Origin of the sequence: Pseudonocardia sp. EV170527-09, from assembly GCF_008369905.1 — a bacterium.
Classification (GTDB): domain Bacteria; phylum Actinomycetota; class Actinomycetes; order Mycobacteriales; family Pseudonocardiaceae; genus Pseudonocardia.
On record NZ_VRMC01000026.1, the window covers coordinates 1 to 17,000 of the forward strand.

Here is a 17,000-nt window from a genome sequence, read left to right on the forward strand (position 1 = left end):
GGACCCTGGCCGACGGCTGGGCCTACGCCCGACTCTATGAGTCGACCCGCCAACGCAACGACGCCCTACCCGGCTGGATGCACTTCTACAATCACCACCGCGCTCACTCCGCCATCGGCGGCCAGCCACCAGTCACCAGGCTGACCAACCTCCCTGGACATCACACCTAGCGACCCGCTCGGCGCAGTGCCTCGGAGAACACCTCGGCGATGGCGGCGTAGCCGCGGTCGTTGGGGTGGAACCGGTCGGAGGCCAGCTTGCCGCGCCAGTGCCGGGTCCGCGGGTCCCGCAGCTCGGCCAGAACGAGCCCGCGGTGCCGCACGGCGTCGTCGATCAGGCCGTTGACCTGCAGCGCCGCCGCGAACGTGCCCGGTTGGTTCCCGATGACGGTGCCCGGGGGAAGCCGGTCGACCAGCGCCGCGTACCGGTGTCCGACACCGTCCTGGTGCCGTGGCTGCATCAGGTCGTTGGACCCGACCAGGCACAGCAGCAGCTCGGGGTGCAGTCCCTCGGCGACGGGGAGCTGGGCGTCGAGGACGTCGTCGACGCGGGCGCCGTACTGCGACAGGTTCACCAGCCGCCACCCGGGCAGCCGCCCGATCAGCTGCCCGGCCCACCCGCGCTCGGGGTGCGAGGCGCCGATGCCCTGGGCCATCGAGTCGCCGAGGACGACGCAGAGCGGGCCGGTCCGGGACAGCTCGGTGCGGTTGCGTTCCTCCCAGTGCGCCGCGTACGGCTCGATCTGCTGCTGCACGCGGCGGATCCCGGGCACGAACCGGGACACCGCGGTGATGATCCGGCCCGGCGGGCGCCCGGTCCGGTTGGAGAAGACGGGCTCACCCGTGTCGGCCACGGCCCCAGTGAAGCAGGTTCCGCGGCGCCGGTGACCCGGCGGGACCACGGGCGCGGATCTACCGTGGACGTCATGACGACCGTTGCACTGCTGGGGACCGGGATCATGGGCGCCGGGATGGGGCACAACATCCTCGCTGCCGGTCTGGACCTGCGGGTCTGGAACCGGACCGCGGCCAAGGCGCAGCCGCTCGCCGACGCGGGCGCGGCCCTGTACACCGACCCGTCCGACGCCGTCCGCGGCGCCGACGTCGTCGTGACGATGCTCGGGAACGCCGACGACGTGACCGCCGTCCTGGAGCAGGCCGCCGACGGTCTCGCGCCGGGCCAGGTGTGGCTGCAGACCACCACCGTCGGCGTCGAGCCGTTCGACGGGCTCCGTGCGATCGCCGAGCGCCACGACCTGACCCTGCTCGACGCGCCGGTGCTCGGCACCCGCGCGCCCGCCGAGGCCGGGCAGCTGACCGTGTTCGTCGCCGGCGACCCCGCGGCACGCCCGGTCGTCGACCCGGTGCTCGACGCCGTCGGCCGGCAGACCGTCTGGGTGGCCGAGGACTGCAAGTCCGCGCAGGCGAGCCGGCTCAAGCTCGTCGCGAACAGCTGGGTGCTGGCGATCACCGCCGCGACCGGGGAGTCCGTCGCGCTCGCCCAGGGGCTCGGGGTGGACCCGCAGGCCTTCCTCGCCGCCGTCGCCGGCGGCCCGCTGGACCTGCCCTACCTGCAGAACAAGGCGAGGGCGATCCTCGACGACGACTTCACCCCCAGCTTCACCGTGGACAACGCGGCCAAGGACGCGGGACTGATCGTCGCCGCGGCCCAGGCCTCGGGCACCCGGCTCGACGTCGCGCCCGCGGTGCGGGACCGGCTGCTGCGGGCGTCGGAGCGCGGCCACGGCGGCGAGGACATGGCCGCCGCCTACAAGGCGTCCTGACCGCCGGGCCCTGATCACCATCCGTCGATCAGGGCCTGCTCAGGTTCCTCTCAGAGCCGTCGGCGAGACTGGTGCCCATGCGCATTCTGGTCGTCGACGACGACAAGGCGGTCCGGGACTCGCTGCGTCGTTCGCTGGCCTTCAACGGCTACCAGGTCGACCTCGCCGAGGACGGCCAGGTCGCGCTGGACAAGATGCTCACCGACCGGCCGGACGCGCTCGTCCTGGACGTGATGATGCCGCGCGTCGACGGTCTGGAGGTGTGCCGGCGGCTGCGCAGCGCCGGTGACGCGCTCCCGATCCTCGTGCTGACCGCCCGCGACGCGGTGTCCGACCGGGTCGCCGGGCTCGACGCCGGCGCCGACGACTACCTGCCCAAGCCGTTCGCGCTGGAGGAGCTGCTGGCCCGGCTGCGCGCGCTGCTGCGCCGCCGCACCCCCGACACCGACGACGACGCCGGTACCAGCCCCGCGCTCACCTTCGCCGACCTGACGCTGGACCCCGACACCCGCGAGGTGTCCCGCGGCGGACGGCCGATCAGCCTCACCCGCACCGAGTTCTCCCTGCTGGAGCTGCTGCTCGCGCACCCGCGCCGGGTGCTGACCCGCGCCCAGATCCTCGAGCAGGTGTGGGGTTACGACTTCCCGACCAGTGGCAACGCCCTGGAGGTCTACGTCGGCTACCTGCGCCGCAAGACCGAGGCCGAGGGCGAGCCGCGGCTGATCCACACGGTGCGCGGTGTCGGCTACGTCCTGCGGGACACCCCGCCGTGACCCAGCCGCTCCCGCTCGACGAGGAGCGGGCCGAGCGCTGGTCGCGCCGCGGGCCCGCGGCCGAGCCGGACCGCGAGCGGTTCACGCTGCGCGCCCGGATCGGGGTGCTGGCCGCACTCGTCGCCGCCGCGATGGTGCTGCTCGTGTCCGCCGCCGCGTTCCTCGTGGTGCGACAGAACCTCACCAGCTCGCTGGACGAGACGCTGCGCCAGCGTGCCTACGCCGCCGCGCAGAGCGACCTGATCGACCCGCGGCTGCTCGCCGCGCTCCCGCCCGACGTGCTCGGCGCCGCCGACCTGCACATCGCGCTCGTCTACTCCTCGGGCATCGCGACCTCGGCCGACGAGTCGTCGCGGCCGCCGCTGGGGGAGCCGGAGGTCGCCGTCGCCCAGGGCGGGCCGACCCAGCCGGGACGCACCGCCGATCTCGACGGCGTGCCGTACCGGATCGTCGCCGTCCGGGCCGGGGACGGCCGTGCGCTGGTGCTGGCCCAGCGGCTCGACACGATGACCCGGGTGGTGACCCGGATGGGCACCGCGCTGCCGATCGTCGGGCTCGGCGGTGTCGTCCTGGCCGCACTCGCCGGGGTCGCGGTCGCCCGGACCGGGCTGCGGCCGGTGCTGCGGCTCACCGCGGCGACCGAACGCGTCGCCAAGACCGGTGACCTGCGCCCGATCCCGGTCTCCGGGTCCGACGAGCTCGCCCGGCTCACCCAGTCGTTCAACACGATGCTCGGCGCGCTGGCCGCGTCGCGGGAACAGCAGCGCCGGCTCGTCGCCGACGCCGGGCACGAGCTGCGCACCCCGCTGACCTCGCTGCGCACCAACCTGGAGCTGCTCGCCTCCGCCGACCGGCCGGACACCCCCGACCTGCCGGCCCAGGACCGCACCGAGCTGCTCGACGACGTCCGCGCCCAGGTCGAGGAGCTGTCCCACCTCGTCGGGGACCTCGTCGAGCTCGCCCGCGACGACGCCCCGACCATGACGAGCGAGGCACTGGAGCTCACCGAGATCGTCGACCGCGCCCTGGACCGGGTGAAGCGACGGGCGGGTGAGGTCGAGTTCGAGGTCCACCGCACCCCGTGGATCCTCGACGGCGACGCCAGCGCGCTCGAACGTGCCGTGCTCAACCTGCTCGACAACGCCGTGAAGTGGAGCCCGCCCGGCGGCACCGTCCGGCTGTCGATGGTGCCGATCTCGCCGGAGTGGCTGGTGATCGAGGTCGCCGACGAGGGTGACGGGATCGCCGCCGAGGACCTGCCGCACGTGTTCGACCGCTTCTACCGGGCGGACACCTCGCGGACCATGCCCGGCTCCGGGCTGGGGCTGTCCATCGTCGCGCAGGCGGCGGCGCGGCACGGGGGAGAGGTGCGGGCGGGGCGCGCCCCGGAGGGCGGCGCGCTGCTCTCGATGGCCCTGCCGGGCCGGTACGTGGCGAACCCGGACAGCCCATAACCTGGTGCGACACCCCGTGACGGGGTGGTGCTCCTGTGAGACGACGGACGGTGGACGCATGACTCAGGACAACCCGCCCGACGAGCCCACCCGCACCGGAGCGGGGACGTCCGGCGGGGACTCCGGGGACGTGGCCGCGAAGGACGGGTCCGCCGACGCTCCGGCCACCGGCTCACCGGGCGCTGCCGGGGACGGTGTCGACGCGGGCCCGGCCGATGGCACCGCCGCGGCCGGTCCGGGTGGGGAGTCCGCGACCGCACCTGCGGCCCCCGACGGCGGCGCGTCCACCGGATCCGGGGCGACCGCTGCGTCGACGGCCGGCGCGACCGGCGTCTCCGGAACGGCCCCCGCGTCACCCGGCACCCCGGCCGACGAGGACGCCGCCCCGCAGCCCGACCACGGCATCGACCACGGCCCCGACACCGAGGCCGTTTCCACCCAGGACCCGCCCACCGACCGCTGGGCCGTGCCCGCCAACCCGTGGGCCCGCCCCGGCTCCACCGCCGCCGACGCGCCCGCCGCGGGCTCCGGCGGCGCCGCGCCCGACGCGGACCCCCGGGACAGCCCGACGGACACGACGCCGGTGCCGGCGGACGGCACCCGGGAGCTCCCGGCGCACCCGGACGCGACCGGCGCACCGGCCCCCGCCGAGGCCACCCCGCCCCCGTGGGCGGTCGGCGCCCCACCCGCTCCGCCGCGTCCGCCCGGCCGCGGACGCCGGGGAGTCGTCCTGGTCGCGGCCGGTCTGCTCATCGCACTGGTCGCGGGTGCCCTCGGCGGTCTGGTCGGCGCGCGCCTCGCAGGTGGGTCCGGGGGTACGGCAGCGGCCGGATCGATCGAGGCCGTCGCCGAGAAGGTGCTGCCCGCCGTCGTCCAGATCAGGGTCGACGGCGGCGCGGGCAACGTCGGTGACCGCGGCGAGGGTTCGGGCATGATCGTCGGCAGCGACGGCCTGATCCTCACCAACAACCACGTCGTCGCCCCGGCGGCGCAGGGCGGGACGCTGCGTGTGGTGCTGCAGGACGGCCGCTCCGCCATCGGGTCGATCGTCGGGCAGGATCCGCAGTCCGACATCGCGCTCGTGCGCACCGACCTGCCGGGCCTGAACACGGTCGAGCTCGGCGACTCCGACCGCGTCCGGGTCGGTCAGCAGGTCACCGCGTTCGGGTCGCCGCTCGGGCTCGGCGGTTCGGTCACCACCGGCATCGTCTCGGCCGTCGACCGGGCCGTCGGCATCCCCGCCGACTCCGGTGCGCCGGGGGCGAGCGACACGGTGCTGAACGCGATCCAGACCGACGCCGCCATCAACCCCGGCAACTCCGGGGGCCCGCTGGTGGATGCCGACGGCCGGGTCGTCGGCATCAACTCCGCGATCGCGACGGCCGGGCCGGGCGGCGGCTCGATCGGCGTCGGCTTCTCGATCCCGATCAACCAGGCCCGCCGCATCGCCGACCAGCTGCGGTCCGGCGGCAAGGCCACGCACGCCGTGCTCGGCGTGACCGTCGGCAACGACCCGCAGCTGCGCGGCGCGGTGATCCAGGAGGTCACCCCGGACGGCGCGGCCGCGAAGGCCGGGCTGCGTCTGCAGGAGATCGTCGCCCGGCTGGGTGACCAGCGGGTCACCACCGGCACGGACCTGCAGGCCGCGGTGCGCTCACAGCCGCCGGGCAGCGTCGTCCAGCTGGAGGTCCTCGACGCGGGCGGGGCGACCCGGACCGTCGAGGTGACGCTGGGCGAGCAGTGACGGCCCGCCCGGGTGGACGTCGCCCGACCGGACGGGGCCGTGCGGGTGGTGCGAACGGCAGGTCGTTGACGGGTGAAGAACCGTCGTGATGGGGTGGTTCGGCATTCGGTGGTGCCCCATCGAATGCGCCCGGAGTGTCGTGCCGGTGCCGGTCCCCCCTCCCAGCACCGGCACGGCCTCCCCCGGGGCGGCCCCGGGCCGGCGCTAGGGTGACGGCATGGAGATGTCGGGTCCGCAGATCGGCCGTGCTCTCGTGGTGATCGTCGACGACCGGGTCAGTGCGGGTGAGCGGTCCGACGGCACCGGTCCGCTGGTCACCGAGCTGCTGGAGGAGGCCAATTTCCTCGTCGACGGCGTGGTCTCGGCCCCCGGCGAGGTGGTGGCCATCCGCAGCGCGCTGAACACCGCCGTGATCGGCGGCGTCGACCTGGTCGTGACCGTCGGCGGAACGGGCGTGTCACCCCGCGACGTCACCCCGGACGCCACCACCGGTGTCCTCGACCGGCCGGTACCGGGCATCGCCGAGGCCATCCGCGCCTCCGGTCTCGCCGCCGGAGCGGTCGACGCCGGAGTGTCCCGTGGGGTCGTCGGCGTCTCGGGCAGCACGCTGGTGGTCAACCTGGCCGCGTCCCGCGCAGCCGTCCGCGACGGCATGGCGACGCTGACCCCGCTCGTCCCGCACGTCATCTCGGAGCTGTCCGGCCTCGACGACTGACCCGGACGCACGACCGGTCCCACGACGGGAACGGGCCCCGGCCGATGCCGGGGCCCGTTCGCCGTGTGGTCAGCTCGCCGGGGGCACCGGCGGGACGCCGCCGTCGTCCTTGCGCTCCGGCGGAACCGGCGGCACGGCCGGCGGCTGCTGCGACGCAGCCGGGTTGCCCTGCGGCTTCAACGCGTCACCGCCGGGCGGGGCGGGCGGCACCGGCGGGACGGCGTCGCCGTGCGTGCCGGCGCCGGGAGCGGCCGGGTCGTGGTGCCCGAGTGCACCCTCGACCTTGCCCTTCACCCCGTCGATCTGCTCCGAGTACTTGCCGCCGGTGGCCTGGTCGACCTTCTCCGCGGCCTTCCCGACGAGCGGGCCGGCCTTCTCCTTGGCCTTCTCCAGGTGCGGGCCCGCCTGCTCCAAGGCCTTGTCCAGGTGCGGCTTCGCCTTCTCGATCGCGTTCTCGGCAGCCTCGCGTGCCTTGTCCAGGAACCCCATGAGCGGTCCACCTCTCCTGTCGCCGCCCGGGGACCCCGGGCGGATGCGTACGGCTGCCTCCATGGTGGCACCCGGACGCGTCGTCGTGGGGCCTCGCGAGCCCGGCACGGCACGGTGACGCGGGATCGGTGTCCACCCGCGCCGCCCGCGCACGGCACCATGGAGCCATGAGCGAGCCCGCGGACCGGATGCACCGACGGATCGAGGAGATCTTCGGCGACGACCCCTCGACCACTGCCGACGAGCGGGCCGACTACGGCGCCGCCGACGAGCGCGACTCCGCGGACCCCGACCGCTGGTTCACCGAGAACCGTCCACCGCACCACGGCGGCTGACCCCGCCGGACCCGGCGGCTCACAGACCGAGGGCGGCCCGCACTGCCGGGACGGCGCGGCGCGACACCGGGATCCGTTCGGCGCCGGCCCGGTCGGTGGCCACCGTCATGCCGTCCGGTCCGCGGTGCACGCTCCGGATGCGCGCGGCGTTCACCAGGTGCCCACGGTGCACCCGGAGGAACCCGGCGGGCCCCAGCTCGCGGGCCAACCGGTCGATCCCGCGGTGCGCTGCCCGCAGGACGCCGACGTCGGTGACCAGCCAGACGTCGTGGCCGTCGGCGCGGGCGTGCCGGACGTCGTCGCAGGCCAGCAGGTGCAGCCGCCCGCCCCGTCCGACCGCGGCGACCCGGTCCGGCGCGTCCGCGGCGGGGGTGGGATCGGGGACCGGCAGCACGTCGTCGGTGCCCGTCCCGGCGCCGTCGGCGACGGCGAGGAAGCCGACCGGACCCGCGTCGCCGGGTACCGGGCGCAGCCGGAACACCCAGGGGTCGGTGCCACTGGCGCCACTGGTGCCACCGGTGCCGCCCGTGTCACCTGCGGCGCCGACGACGACCGTCCCCGACCAGGTGTCACCCCCGCAGGCCCGGACCAACGCCGGTGCGACGGCCCGGCCGAGCGCGCGACCGCCGTCGGAGCGGGGGAGCAGGCCCCGCCGGCGGGCCGCCGAGTTCGCCGCGACGACCCGGCCACCGCAGTCGAGGGCGAGCAGCGGCCGTCGTTCACGCCGGTCCAGGTCGACGAAGGCACCCGCCAGCACGGCGCTGGAGCGGGCTGCGGCATCGCACAGCACGCGGAGCGCGGGGCCGGTGGCGAGGAGCAGGTCGTCGGGGCGGACCGGCAGGCAGTGACCCCGGGTGGAGACGGTCAGCGCCGCCACCGCCGTGCCGAGCACCGGGTCGCACACCGCCGTAGACACACAGCTGTGGTCGTGCAGCGCCGAGCTCCAGTGCTCCGGCCCCCGCACACAGACCGCCCGCGGGTGGGCGAGCGCCGTCCCGGCACCGTTGGTCCCGGCCCGTGCCTCGGCCCAGACGCTGCCCGGGGCCGGGGCGCACTCGCCCGAACCGCGTGCCGCCCACGAGGCCAGCACCCGGCCGTCGCCGTCGGTGACCGCGGCGACGCACCCGTCGTGCCTGCCGGCGATCCCCGCCGCGACGGCGCCGAGCATCGTGAACACCGAGGCGTGCTCCCGGCGGTAGACCACGTCGTCCCGCACGGGCGCCTGCACCGGCGCCAGCGGGTCGAGCCGGTGGCGGTCCCGGCAGCGCAGCCAGGACAGCGCGATCGACAACGGCACGTCCGCGGGCACCTCGTCGCCCGCCGCGAAGCGCTCCCACGCGTCCCGGGTGCGGGTGAAGGCCGGTGAGCCGTCCCGGTCGGGCATCAGCGCACCCCCGGAACGGTGCCGATGCCCTCCATGGATCGGGTGAAGGGGAGCGGGTCGCCGTCGGCGAAGACGTCGGGGCCGTAGCCGGGGTCGGTCATGACGCCCCAGGTGCGACGGCGCTGCATGGCCAGGTTGCCGGCGTCGTAGAGGGGGAAGACGGCGGCCTCGCGGTAGAAGCGCTCCATCGGGAACCGGCGGTCCAGGGCGTTCACCCCGACCACCCGCATGCAGTCGTTCACCACCTGGCTGACGAGCTCGGTGCAGAACGTCTTCGACATCCCGGCGAGCGCCTGACCCTGCCCGTCGTGCCGGTCCAGGTAGTGCGCGGCCTTCCAGCACAGGTAGCGGGCCGCCTCGATCCGCGCCGCGACGTCGGCGAGCAGGCTTCCGACCGCCTGGTGCTCGATCACCGGCGCCGAGCCGCCGCCGGTGAAGGTCCGCGCCCATTTGAGCGTGAACTCGAAGGCGGCCCGCGCGACGCCGACCGCGGCGATCCCGGCGATCGGGCCCGACCAGGTGAAGGCCCGGTTGATGAGCAGGTCCCCGTCGCCGTGGGCGAAGACGTTCTCCTCGGGGACACGGACGCCGCGGAAGGTCATCGTCACGTTCTGGCAGGTGCGGTGGGCCATCTTGTCGATCACCTCGAACGACAGCCCCGGCGTGCCCCGCTCGACGACGACGGCGCTCAGTGCCGAGGTCCCGCCCGCAGTGCGGTCGGTCCGCACGATGCAGACGCTCAGGTCGGCGCCCCGCAGGTCCCAGCCGCCCGCGTTGCACGGCCAGTGCTTCTCCCCGTGCAGGACGTACTCGCCGCGGGCGCGGTCGTGGGTGGCGACGAGCTGGATGCCGGCCCGCCGGTCGGGGTGGTCGAAGTTCGCGGTCCCGCCCCGCTCGCTCACCGCCCACCCGGCCAGGAAACGACCGGTGGGGTCACCGGTGGCGCGCCGGATCCACCGGTCCCGCAGCTCCTCGGGGGCGGCCCAGAGCAGCGGCTTCAGGGCGAGGCCGTTGACGAGCAGGGTCGTCGCGAAGCCGGGATCGACCGCGCACAGCTCCTCGACCGCGATCAGGAAGTCCACCTGGGACAGCCCGCCGCCGCCGAGCTCGCGGGGCAGGAACAGCGTGGTCAGCCCGGCGGCGTAGGCGGCCTCGTAGGCGGGTCGGGTCGCCCGGAACGCCTCCTGCGGGTCGGGCAGTGACTCGGCCCGCTCGACGACCGGGCGCAGCACCTCCCGGGCGAACTCACGAGCCCGGCGCTTCAGGTCGCGTTGGGAACGGGAGAGCGTGAAGTCGACGGCCATCGGTCACCTCCTGCGGCTCCGGTCACCGGGGGGAGTCGGGCCCGTGGCCGCGGAAGCCGGTCCCGGTGAGCTCGAGGGCTCCGCGCAGCCCGATGTCGTTGTCCGCGATGTCGTCGAGGGTCGCGGCGTCGAGTACCGCGAAGTAGGCGTCCAGCGCATCGGAGAACACGTTCCGGGCCCCGCACACCCCCGCGATCCGGCAGTAGCGCGCCGGCCCCAGGCACTCGACGACGGCGAAGTCGCTCTCCATCGCCCGCATCACCGCCCCGACCGTGATCGACGACGGCCGCGCGGCCAGCCGCACACCGCCGCCCCGCCCGCGCGAGGTCGCGACGAGCCCGGCGGCGGCGAGCCGCTGGACGACCTTCTCCAGGTGGTGGCGGGAGACGCGGTGGGCGTCGGCCATCTCGCCGACCGAGCCCCGCCCGCCTGGGGCGACCCGGAGGTACAAGAGGACACGGAGGGCGTAGTCGGCGTGGCTGGTGTGTTTCACGGGCGAGTGTGCTCCTCGTCGCCGGGGATGAAAGCAGTATTCGATCTACCGGTTACCGCTGTGTTTCCCCAGGTGAAGCTCGTGTGGCGGCCCTCGGAGCGGTGCCGTCGACGCCGCCGTGGCGCTCCCGGGCGCTGCACGAGGGTGTCGCGACGCCGCACGTGACCGAGGTGGCGCCGCTCGTGACACGGACCTTTCGTCGACGGCGCCCCGGGCCCGATGGTCGGCGGCCACCGAGCCAGTTCCGAACCGGTACGCCGGATACCGGTTCCGGCTCGGTGCCGTCCCCGATCCCGATGCGAAGGGAAGCGCCATGCCTGTCGACTTCACCTTGTCCGACGAGCAGCGCAAGCTGCAGCACGACGTCCGTGCGTTCTCCGAGAACGTCCTCCAGCCGGTCGTCGCGGCGGCGGACGCCGAGCCCGACCCGCTCGAGGGCTTCCGGATGACCAAGGGCGCCTACGTCGAGGCGTACAAGGCGGGCATCGCCATGTGCATGCTGCCCGCCGAGTACGGCGGCGGAGGGGTCTCCTGCGTCGACCTGGTCATCGCCGCCGAGGAGATCTGCGCGGTCGACCCCGGCTTCGCCTGCACCGTGCTCTGCAACGGCCTCGGCCTCATGCCCATCGCCTGGTACGGCAGCGACGAGCAGAAGGAACGCATCCTGCGGGCCGCCACCTCCGACCCGACCGGCACCTACTTGGGCGGGTGGACCGCGAGCGAGCCGCCCGGCAACCCGGCCGGCACCGCGAACTTCGACATCCCGCTGCCGCGCCCGGCCGGCGTCGGACTCACCGCCGTCCGCGACGGCGACCACTTCGTCGTCAACGGGCGCAAGTACTGGCCGTCCTCGGCGGGGTGGGACGAGACCGGCGTGAACGCCGGGACCCTCATCGTCCGGACCGACTCCGAGGCGGGCGGCACCGAGGGACTGTCCGCGCTGATCCTGGAGGGCGGCACGCCGGGCGTCACCTTCCGCCACCTCGACAAGATCGGTCACCGGCTCGCGTCGAACGCCGAGATCGTGTTCACAGACGCCCGGATCCCGGTGGCGAACCTCCTCCCCGGCGCCGAGGGCAACGGCGACCTCGTGATCAACCGGAACTTCGCCTGGTCCGGGCCGGTGGCGGCGATCGCGGCGGTGGGCATGGCCCGCACCGCCTACGAGACGGCCCTGGACTTCGCCCGCAACAACACCGCGGGCGCCCTGAAGCCGATCATCGAGTTCCAGAACGTCGGCTACGTGCTCGGCGACGTCGCGTCGAAGATCGAGATGGCGCGCTACTTCTGCTGGCGGGCCGCCGACTACCTGGACAAGCACGACCAGCACGCCGAGCTGGTCGGCGCGATGAACAAGATCCAGGTGACCGAGATGATGATCGACTGCGTGTACAAGTGCATGCAGATCGTCGGTGTCAACAGCCTGGAGACCGCCAACGGCTTCGGCAAGCTGCTGCGCGAGGTCGCGGTGCTCCCGATCTACGACGGCGGCAACATGGGCATGCAGCGCCGCCGCGTGCACGGCATCCTCGCCGACCCGCTGTTCAACCCCCGGGCGATCATGGACGATGACATGATCGTCTTCGGCAAGCAGCACGAGTCGATCGGCACGATCGCCGGCTGACCGACCGGGTGCCCGGCTGCGTGCCGGGCACCCGACGCCGGCGGTCCCGCGGTGCCGCCGCGCTCATCGCAGGGTCACCGTGACCTCGCCGGCCAGCGTCGCCGCCGCCACCGCGGTCGCCTCCGCCTCCGGCAGCGCGACCAGCACCAGCGGTCCTGGGTCCGCCCGCGCTCCGGCGGCCCCTGCGGCGGGCGGCAGCACCGCCACCACCCCGGCCCGGGCGGCCAGCACACGCGCGCCGTCCGGGCCGCCCGCCACGACGTCCACCCGGGAGCCGGGGGACAACAGCGCGGCCACCGCCGGATCGGCCGGGCGCAGCGGCACCGCCGAGGCGCCCGGCCCCCGGTCACGACGGCGAGCGCGGACCCGACCAGCCGCAGCTCGCCGATCGGCTCGCCCGCGGCCACCGGTCCGGCGAGCAGCCGCCCGGCCACGGCGGCGGGCGCGGTCAGCGCACCGGCAGGGGCGAGGGCGGGCGGCCAGGCTGCCGCGACCACGTCGGCCGGGCCCAGCGCCGTGCCGGGGGCGAGGTCGCGCGCCGCGACCAGCACCGGGACCCGCTCGTCACCCGCGGCGGGGAGCAGCGCCACCACCACGGCCGCGACCGCGAGGGCAGCGGCCAGCACTCGGCGGGCCAGCAACGCCCGTGACCAGGAGGGCCGCCGCAGCAATCGATCCCACGGGCGGTCCGCCCGCTGTGTCTCCTCCGCCATGACCGTCCCTCCGCCGTCGTGGTTCCGACGCTAGGGCGGGACGCGGCTCAGGACGGGCCGATCCACCGGCCTGTGGACAACTCGGCCGGTTGTGGACGGATCAGGAGGCGGCGGCCTTCGAGGACGAGGCGGTGGACGACGTCGAGGACGACGATCTGCCCGAGTCCGAGGAGGACGAGGAGCCCGACGAGGAGGAGTCCGAGGACGAGCTCGACGAGGAGCTGTCGGACTTCGCCGACTCGGAGGACGACCCGCTGCTGACCGAACCCGAGCGGGAGTCGGTGCGGTAGAAGCCGCTGCCCTTGAAGACGATGCCCACCGAGGAGAAGACCTTGCGCAGCTTCCCGCCGCAGTTCGGGCAGGTGCTGAGGGCATCGTCGGAGAACGACTGCACCGCCTCGAAGCGGTGGTCACACGCGGTGCATGCGTACTGGTAGGTCGGCACAACATCCTCCGGACGAACTGGGGCGGTGCCCGCCCATGGGCTGGCACTCGACGAGAGCGAGTGCCAGCATACTCCGCGGCAACGGTCGGGCCGACCCGTCCACACGGTCAGGGCGAGAGATGCACCACCCCGTCACGGGGCAGGGCGACCGCTCCCACCGCCACGTCGTGCTCCTCGGCCGGGACCTCGTCGCGCAGCTCGCCGTCGTACAGCGGGACGACCAGCAGGGCGCCGGGCTCGGCGAGCGCGAGCGTCCGGTCGTAGAAGCCGCCACCGCGGCCCAGCCGTCGTCCGCGCCGGTCGACGGCCAGCGCGGGCACCACGACCAGGACCGCCGTCGCGAGCGCGGCGGGTCCGAGCCGGGGACCGGTCGGTTCGACGACCCCGAGCGGCCCGGGCGCCAGGTCGTCCGGCCCCCGGTAGACGGTCCAGTCCAGCGGCCCCGGCTCGTCCGGCACCACCGGGGCGAGGACCTCGTGGCCGGCGGCGACCAGGGCGTCGGGCAGTGACGGCACGCCCGGCCCAGCCCCGCCGGGTTCGGTGCCGATCGGCAGGTAACAGGCCACCGGGCCGGGCGTCGCGGCGGCGAGCGCGCACAGGTGCGCCGACAGCGCGGTGGTCGCCGCGGCCCGGTCGGTGACCGGGCGACCGCGGCGCTCCGCCAGCAGCGTGCGCCGCAGTGCCCGCTTGGCCTCACCGGGTCGTCCACCCTGATCAGGCGACGATCCACCCCCGTCCCCCGCGCGAGCCGTCACGGCTCCAGGCTAGAGCTGTGGCTAGGCTCGCCGACCATGAGCGTGCAGACGTCCAGCGGCACCGGGGCCTTCCGCACCGCCGTCGTCCCGGCGGCGGGTCTGGGCACCCGGTTCCTGCCGACGACCAAGGCCGTGCCGAAGGAGCTGCTCCCCGTCGTCGACACGCCCGGGATCGAGCTCGTCGCCGCGGAGGCCGCCGAGGCCGGCGCACAGCGGCTGCTGGTCGTGACCTCCCCGGGCAAGGACTCGGTCGCGGCCTACTTCCGCACCGACGACGAGCTGGTCAAGACCCTGGAGGGCCGGGGCAAGGGCGAGCTGGCCGACAAGGTCCGCCGCGCCCCCGGCCTGCTCGAGGTCGAGTCGGTGTACCAGTACGAGCCGAAGGGCCTCGGCCACGCCGTCGCCCAGGCCGGCCCGGCGCTGGCCGACGACGAGCAGGCCGTCGCCGTCCTCCTGCCCGACGACCTGGTCCTCCCGACCGGGGTCCTCGCCCGGATGGCGCAGGTCCGAGAGGAGCACGGCGGCAGCGTGCTCTGCGCCTTCGACGTGCCGCGCGAGCAGATCTCGGCCTACGGCGTCTTCGAGGTCTCCGACACCGGCGCCGACGACGTGAAGCAGGTCCACGGGATGGTCGAGAAGCCCGCCCCGGAGGAGGCGCCGTCGACCCTGGCCGCGGCCGGTCGCTACCTGCTCGACCGAGCGATCTTCGACGCGCTGGACCGGATCACCCCCGGCGCGGGCGGTGAGCTGCAGCTGACCGACGCCGTCGCGCTGCTGATCTCCGAGGGGCACCCGGTGCACGTGGTCGTGCACCGCGGCGGGCGTCACGACCTGGGCAACCCCGCCGGGTACGCACGGGCCTACGTCGACTTCATGCTGCAGCACCCGGAGTACGGCGAGGATCTGCGGACCTGGCTGAACGAGCGACTGAAGGACTGAGAGTGCGCACGGTCACCGATCACCTGTCCCGGATCCTGGACGTGGCGGTGCGCCCGGCCCCGGTGCGCGTCGCGATCACCGACGCGCAGGGGCTGCGCAGCGCCGAGGAGGTCGTCGCGGCGCGTCCGCTGCCGGTCTTCGACCAGGCGGCGATCGACGGCTACGCGGTGCGCAGCGTCGACGTCGCCGGGGCCAGCGACGCCTCCCCGGTCACCGTGCCGGTGGTGGGCGAGATCGCCGCCGGGTCGCGCCAGCCGCTGCGGCTGCAGCCCGGCCAGGCCGTCCGTGTCGCGGCGGGCGCGCCGCTGCCGACCCTCGCCGACGCCGTCGCCCCGCTCGGGTGGACCGACGGCGGCGCCGCGCGCCTCACGATCCGCCGCGGCGTGCCGTCGGCGGGCTTCGTGCGCCGGGTGGGGGAGGACGTCCAGTCCGGTGACGTCGCCGTCCGCGAGGGTGACGTGGTCGGCTCGGCCCAGGTCGCGATGCTCGCCGCCGCGGGCCGGGACAAGCTGCTCGTGCACCCGCGGCCGCGGGTCTCGGTCGTCTCGGTCGGCGACGAGCTGGTGGAGGTGAGCCGCTCGGCGGCGTCCGGGCAGGTCGCCGACGTCTGCTCGCACGCGGTGGTCGCCGCCGCCCGTGAGGCGGGCGCGGAGACCAACCGGCCCCGCACCGTCGGCGGCAGCGCCGCGGAGATCCGCGGTGCCGTCGAGGACCTGCTGCCGGCGTCGGAGATCGTCGTGGTCTGCGGGGCGGGTGGCGGGACGCCCGCGGCCGAGGCCAAGAGCGGGCTGGCCGACCTCGGCGGCATCGACGACACCCGCGTCGCGATGCACCCCGGCTCCGCGCAGGGCTACGGCCGGCTCGGCCCGGACGCCGTGCCGGTGTTCCTGTTCCCGTCGCACCCGGCGACCGCGCTGGTGCTGTTCGAGGTGTTCGTCCGGCCGCTGATCCGGCTGGCGCTGGGCCAGGAGCCGCTGCGGCGCACCTGGACCGCGCGGCTGACCTCGCCGATCGTCTCGCCGGCCGGGCGGCGGTCCTACATCCCGGCGCGGCTGCTGCGGTCCGACGACGACGGCGAGCTGCTCGCCCAGCCGCTCGGCGCGTCGGGCACCCACCTGCTGGCCGTGCTGTCCGAGGTCAACGCCCTGGCGGTCATCGACGAGGACGTCACCGAGATGACCGTCGGTGAGCACGTCGAGCTCGTCCCCCGCGGGCGGAACTGAGCCGAGTGCCGCCGCCCGTCGTCCCCGAACCGCCTGGCGGCCACCCCGGCTGGCCCGCCGTGCTCGGGCCGCTGCGGGCACGAGGTGGGGCTGCGCCCGGTCCGGCTGCGCGACGGCGGTGACTGGGCCCGGATCCGGGTCCGTGACGAGCACTTCCTGCGCCCCTGGGAGCCGACGACCTACGGCGGGTGGGCCCGCCGCAACTCCGGTGTGGAGTGGCCCGGCCGGTGGTGGCTGCTGCGCGGGGCCGCACGACGCGGGCTGTCGCTGCCGTTCGCGATCACCGTCGACGGGGCGATGGCCGGGCACGTCATGGTCGGCAACGTCGTGCGGGAACCGCTGTTGTCGGCCTACGTCGGCTACTGGCTGGACTCGACGCTGGGCGGGCGCGGGATCACCACCGCGGCGGTCGCGCTCGTCCTGGACCACTGCTTCGGTCCGGTCCGGCTGCACCGCGTCGAGGCCACGGTCCGCCCGGAGAACGCGGCCAGCATCGCCGTGCTCGCCCGGCTCGGGCTGCGCCGTGAGGGACTGCTGCAGCGCTACCTCGACGTCGACGGCGCCTGGCGCGACCACTACGCCTACGCCGTGACCGCCGAGGAGGTCCCGCCGGGTGGTTTCGCGGCCCGGCTGGTGCGCCACGGCCGCGCGTCGCGGCCCTGACCCTGCGCAGCGCCCACACCTCGTTCGATCACTCACCGGAGTCACACGTGTACCGCACGTCTCTGGTTTCGCACCGTCCGTCCGAGGGACCACGGCGCGTCGCGGCCCGGGTACGGGCACACGCCCGATTACGGTGACCGGTGGTGGCGCGGGTCGGGGCCGTT

The 17,000-nt window shown here is 74.9% G+C and carries 18 protein-coding genes and 2 pseudogenes; 11 read left to right on the top strand and 9 right to left on the bottom strand.

Annotated elements, in window-relative coordinates:
• The coding region (locus FVA95_RS10420) for an integrase core domain-containing protein (protein ID WP_149664027.1) at positions 1-170 on the top strand (170 nt) is incomplete at its 5' end.
• On the opposite strand, the gene FVA95_RS10425 is transcribed toward FVA95_RS10420, so the two are convergent.
• Entirely contained in the window at positions 167-853 is a 687-nt protein-coding gene (locus FVA95_RS10425; protein ID WP_075308440.1) for an SGNH/GDSL hydrolase family protein, read from the bottom strand. The genes FVA95_RS10420 and FVA95_RS10425 overlap by 4 nt on opposite strands.
• Before the next feature lie 72 nt (positions 854-925).
• On the opposite strand from FVA95_RS10425, the gene FVA95_RS10430 reads away from it, so the two are divergent.
• The 5 genes from FVA95_RS10430 (at position 926) to FVA95_RS10450 (ending at position 6,469) form a co-directional block, all read left to right on the top strand.
• The gene (locus FVA95_RS10430; protein ID WP_149664028.1) at positions 926-1,783 is read left to right on the top strand and encodes an NAD(P)-dependent oxidoreductase; all 858 of its coding nucleotides are present in this window, start codon (positions 926-928) and stop codon (positions 1,781-1,783) included.
• Positions 1,784-1,860: 77 nt separating this feature from the next.
• Entirely contained in the window at positions 1,861-2,556 is a 696-nt protein-coding gene (locus tag FVA95_RS10435; RefSeq protein ID WP_149664029.1) for a response regulator transcription factor, read from the top strand.
• A complete protein-coding gene (locus FVA95_RS10440) occupies positions 2,553-4,010 on the top strand; it encodes a cell wall metabolism sensor histidine kinase WalK (RefSeq protein WP_149664030.1) in 1,458 nt (485 codons plus the stop codon). Before FVA95_RS10435 ends, FVA95_RS10440 begins: the two co-directional genes overlap by 4 nt.
• 58 nt (positions 4,011-4,068) lie before the next feature.
• Positions 4,069-5,754 (top strand): trypsin-like peptidase domain-containing protein, encoded by a 1,686-nt coding sequence (locus tag FVA95_RS10445; RefSeq protein WP_149664031.1) that lies wholly within the window; start codon positions 4,069-4,071, stop codon positions 5,752-5,754.
• A gap of 223 nt (positions 5,755-5,977) precedes the next feature.
• Complete coding sequence (locus FVA95_RS10450) at positions 5,978-6,469, top strand: molybdenum cofactor biosynthesis protein B (protein ID WP_370460853.1); 492 nt, start codon at positions 5,978-5,980, stop codon at positions 6,467-6,469.
• 69 nt (positions 6,470-6,538) lie between these two features.
• Here FVA95_RS10450 and FVA95_RS10455 read toward each other — a convergent pair whose 3' ends face one another.
• On the bottom strand, positions 6,539-6,958 hold the full coding sequence (locus tag FVA95_RS10455; RefSeq protein WP_075332959.1) for an antitoxin: 420 nt from the start codon (positions 6,956-6,958) through the stop codon (positions 6,539-6,541).
• Between the two features lie 167 nt (positions 6,959-7,125).
• Here FVA95_RS10455 and FVA95_RS31490 point away from each other — a divergent pair, with 167 nt between their 5' ends.
• A complete protein-coding gene (locus FVA95_RS31490; RefSeq protein WP_164514850.1) occupies positions 7,126-7,293 on the top strand; it encodes a hypothetical protein in 168 nt (55 codons plus the stop codon).
• Between the two features lie 19 nt (positions 7,294-7,312).
• Here the strand turns inward: FVA95_RS31490 and FVA95_RS10460 are convergent, their stop codons facing one another.
• Genes FVA95_RS10460 through FVA95_RS10470 form a run of 3 tightly spaced genes read right to left on the bottom strand, consistent with a single transcriptional unit; the run spans position 7,313 to position 10,474 of the window.
• Complete coding sequence (locus tag FVA95_RS10460; protein ID WP_149664033.1) at positions 7,313-8,677, bottom strand: DNA-binding protein; 1,365 nt, start codon at positions 8,675-8,677, stop codon at positions 7,313-7,315.
• The gene (locus FVA95_RS10465) at positions 8,677-9,981 is read right to left on the bottom strand and encodes an acyl-CoA dehydrogenase family protein (protein WP_149664034.1); all 1,305 of its coding nucleotides are present in this window, start codon (positions 9,979-9,981) and stop codon (positions 8,677-8,679) included. Before FVA95_RS10465 ends, FVA95_RS10460 begins: the two co-directional genes overlap by 1 nt.
• A gap of 22 nt (positions 9,982-10,003) precedes the next feature.
• Positions 10,004-10,474 carry an Rrf2 family transcriptional regulator gene (locus FVA95_RS10470; RefSeq protein ID WP_149664035.1) on the bottom strand — a complete coding sequence of 157 codons (471 nt, stop codon included), beginning with the start codon at positions 10,472-10,474 and terminating at the stop codon, positions 10,004-10,006.
• A gap of 313 nt (positions 10,475-10,787) precedes the next feature.
• Here FVA95_RS10470 and FVA95_RS10475 point away from each other — a divergent pair, with 313 nt between their 5' ends.
• Entirely contained in the window at positions 10,788-12,098 is a 1,311-nt protein-coding gene (locus FVA95_RS10475) for an acyl-CoA dehydrogenase family protein (RefSeq protein WP_149664036.1), read from the top strand.
• Positions 12,099-12,161: 63 nt separating this feature from the next.
• Here FVA95_RS10475 and FVA95_RS32810 read toward each other — a convergent pair whose 3' ends face one another.
• The 4 genes and pseudogenes from FVA95_RS32810 to FVA95_RS10490 form a co-directional block, all read right to left on the bottom strand.
• Positions 12,162-12,422 carry a hypothetical protein gene (locus FVA95_RS32810; protein ID WP_240051404.1) on the bottom strand — a complete coding sequence of 87 codons (261 nt, stop codon included), beginning with the start codon at positions 12,420-12,422 and terminating at the stop codon, positions 12,162-12,164.
• A gap of 122 nt (positions 12,423-12,544) precedes the next feature.
• Positions 12,545-12,811: pseudogene (locus tag FVA95_RS32815) on the bottom strand (SAF domain-containing protein); the annotation flags it as partial.
• Positions 12,812-12,911: 100 nt separating this feature from the next.
• A complete protein-coding gene (locus FVA95_RS10485; RefSeq protein ID WP_149664037.1) occupies positions 12,912-13,256 on the bottom strand; it encodes an FmdB family zinc ribbon protein in 345 nt (114 codons plus the stop codon).
• A gap of 107 nt (positions 13,257-13,363) precedes the next feature.
• Positions 13,364-14,011 (bottom strand): 5-formyltetrahydrofolate cyclo-ligase, encoded by a 648-nt coding sequence (locus FVA95_RS10490; protein ID WP_149664038.1) that lies wholly within the window; start codon positions 14,009-14,011, stop codon positions 13,364-13,366.
• Positions 14,012-14,047: 36 nt separating this feature from the next.
• On the opposite strand from FVA95_RS10490, the gene FVA95_RS10495 reads away from it, so the two are divergent.
• From FVA95_RS10495 to FVA95_RS10505, 3 genes and pseudogenes are all read left to right on the top strand, one after another.
• On the top strand, positions 14,048-14,950 hold the full coding sequence (locus FVA95_RS10495; protein WP_149664039.1) for a UTP--glucose-1-phosphate uridylyltransferase: 903 nt from the start codon (positions 14,048-14,050) through the stop codon (positions 14,948-14,950).
• A gap of 2 nt (positions 14,951-14,952) precedes the next feature.
• Positions 14,953-16,173, top strand: coding sequence for a gephyrin-like molybdotransferase Glp (glp, locus tag FVA95_RS10500; protein ID WP_149664040.1), 1,221 nt, complete (start codon positions 14,953-14,955; stop codon positions 16,171-16,173).
• Positions 16,174-16,178: 5 nt separating this feature from the next.
• Positions 16,179-16,836 (top strand): annotated as a pseudogene (locus FVA95_RS10505) (GNAT family N-acetyltransferase).
• Positions 16,837-17,000 lie beyond the last annotated feature (164 nt).

Bases quoted from the DNA above. Each gene is read 5' to 3' on its own strand.
- FVA95_RS10460 (WP_149664033.1), bottom strand. From the start codon at position 8,677: ATGCCCGACCGGGACGGCTCACCGGCCTTCACCCGCACCCGGGACGCG.
- FVA95_RS31490 (WP_164514850.1), top strand. From the start codon at position 7,126: ATGAGCGAGCCCGCGGACCGGATGCACCGACGGATCGAGGAGATCTTC.
- FVA95_RS10450 (WP_370460853.1), top strand. From the start codon at position 5,978: ATGTCGGGTCCGCAGATCGGCCGTGCTCTCGTGGTGATCGTCGACGAC.
- FVA95_RS10475 (WP_149664036.1), top strand. From the start codon at position 10,788: ATGCCTGTCGACTTCACCTTGTCCGACGAGCAGCGCAAGCTGCAGCAC.
- FVA95_RS10465 (WP_149664034.1), bottom strand. From the start codon at position 9,981: ATGGCCGTCGACTTCACGCTCTCCCGTTCCCAACGCGACCTGAAGCGC.
- FVA95_RS10445 (WP_149664031.1), top strand. From the start codon at position 4,069: ATGACTCAGGACAACCCGCCCGACGAGCCCACCCGCACCGGAGCGGGG.
- FVA95_RS10430 (WP_149664028.1), top strand. From the start codon at position 926: ATGACGACCGTTGCACTGCTGGGGACCGGGATCATGGGCGCCGGGATG.
- FVA95_RS10435 (WP_149664029.1), top strand. From the start codon at position 1,861: ATGCGCATTCTGGTCGTCGACGACGACAAGGCGGTCCGGGACTCGCTG.
- FVA95_RS10455 (WP_075332959.1), bottom strand. From the start codon at position 6,958: ATGGGGTTCCTGGACAAGGCACGCGAGGCTGCCGAGAACGCGATCGAG.
- FVA95_RS10495 (WP_149664039.1), top strand. From the start codon at position 14,048: ATGAGCGTGCAGACGTCCAGCGGCACCGGGGCCTTCCGCACCGCCGTC.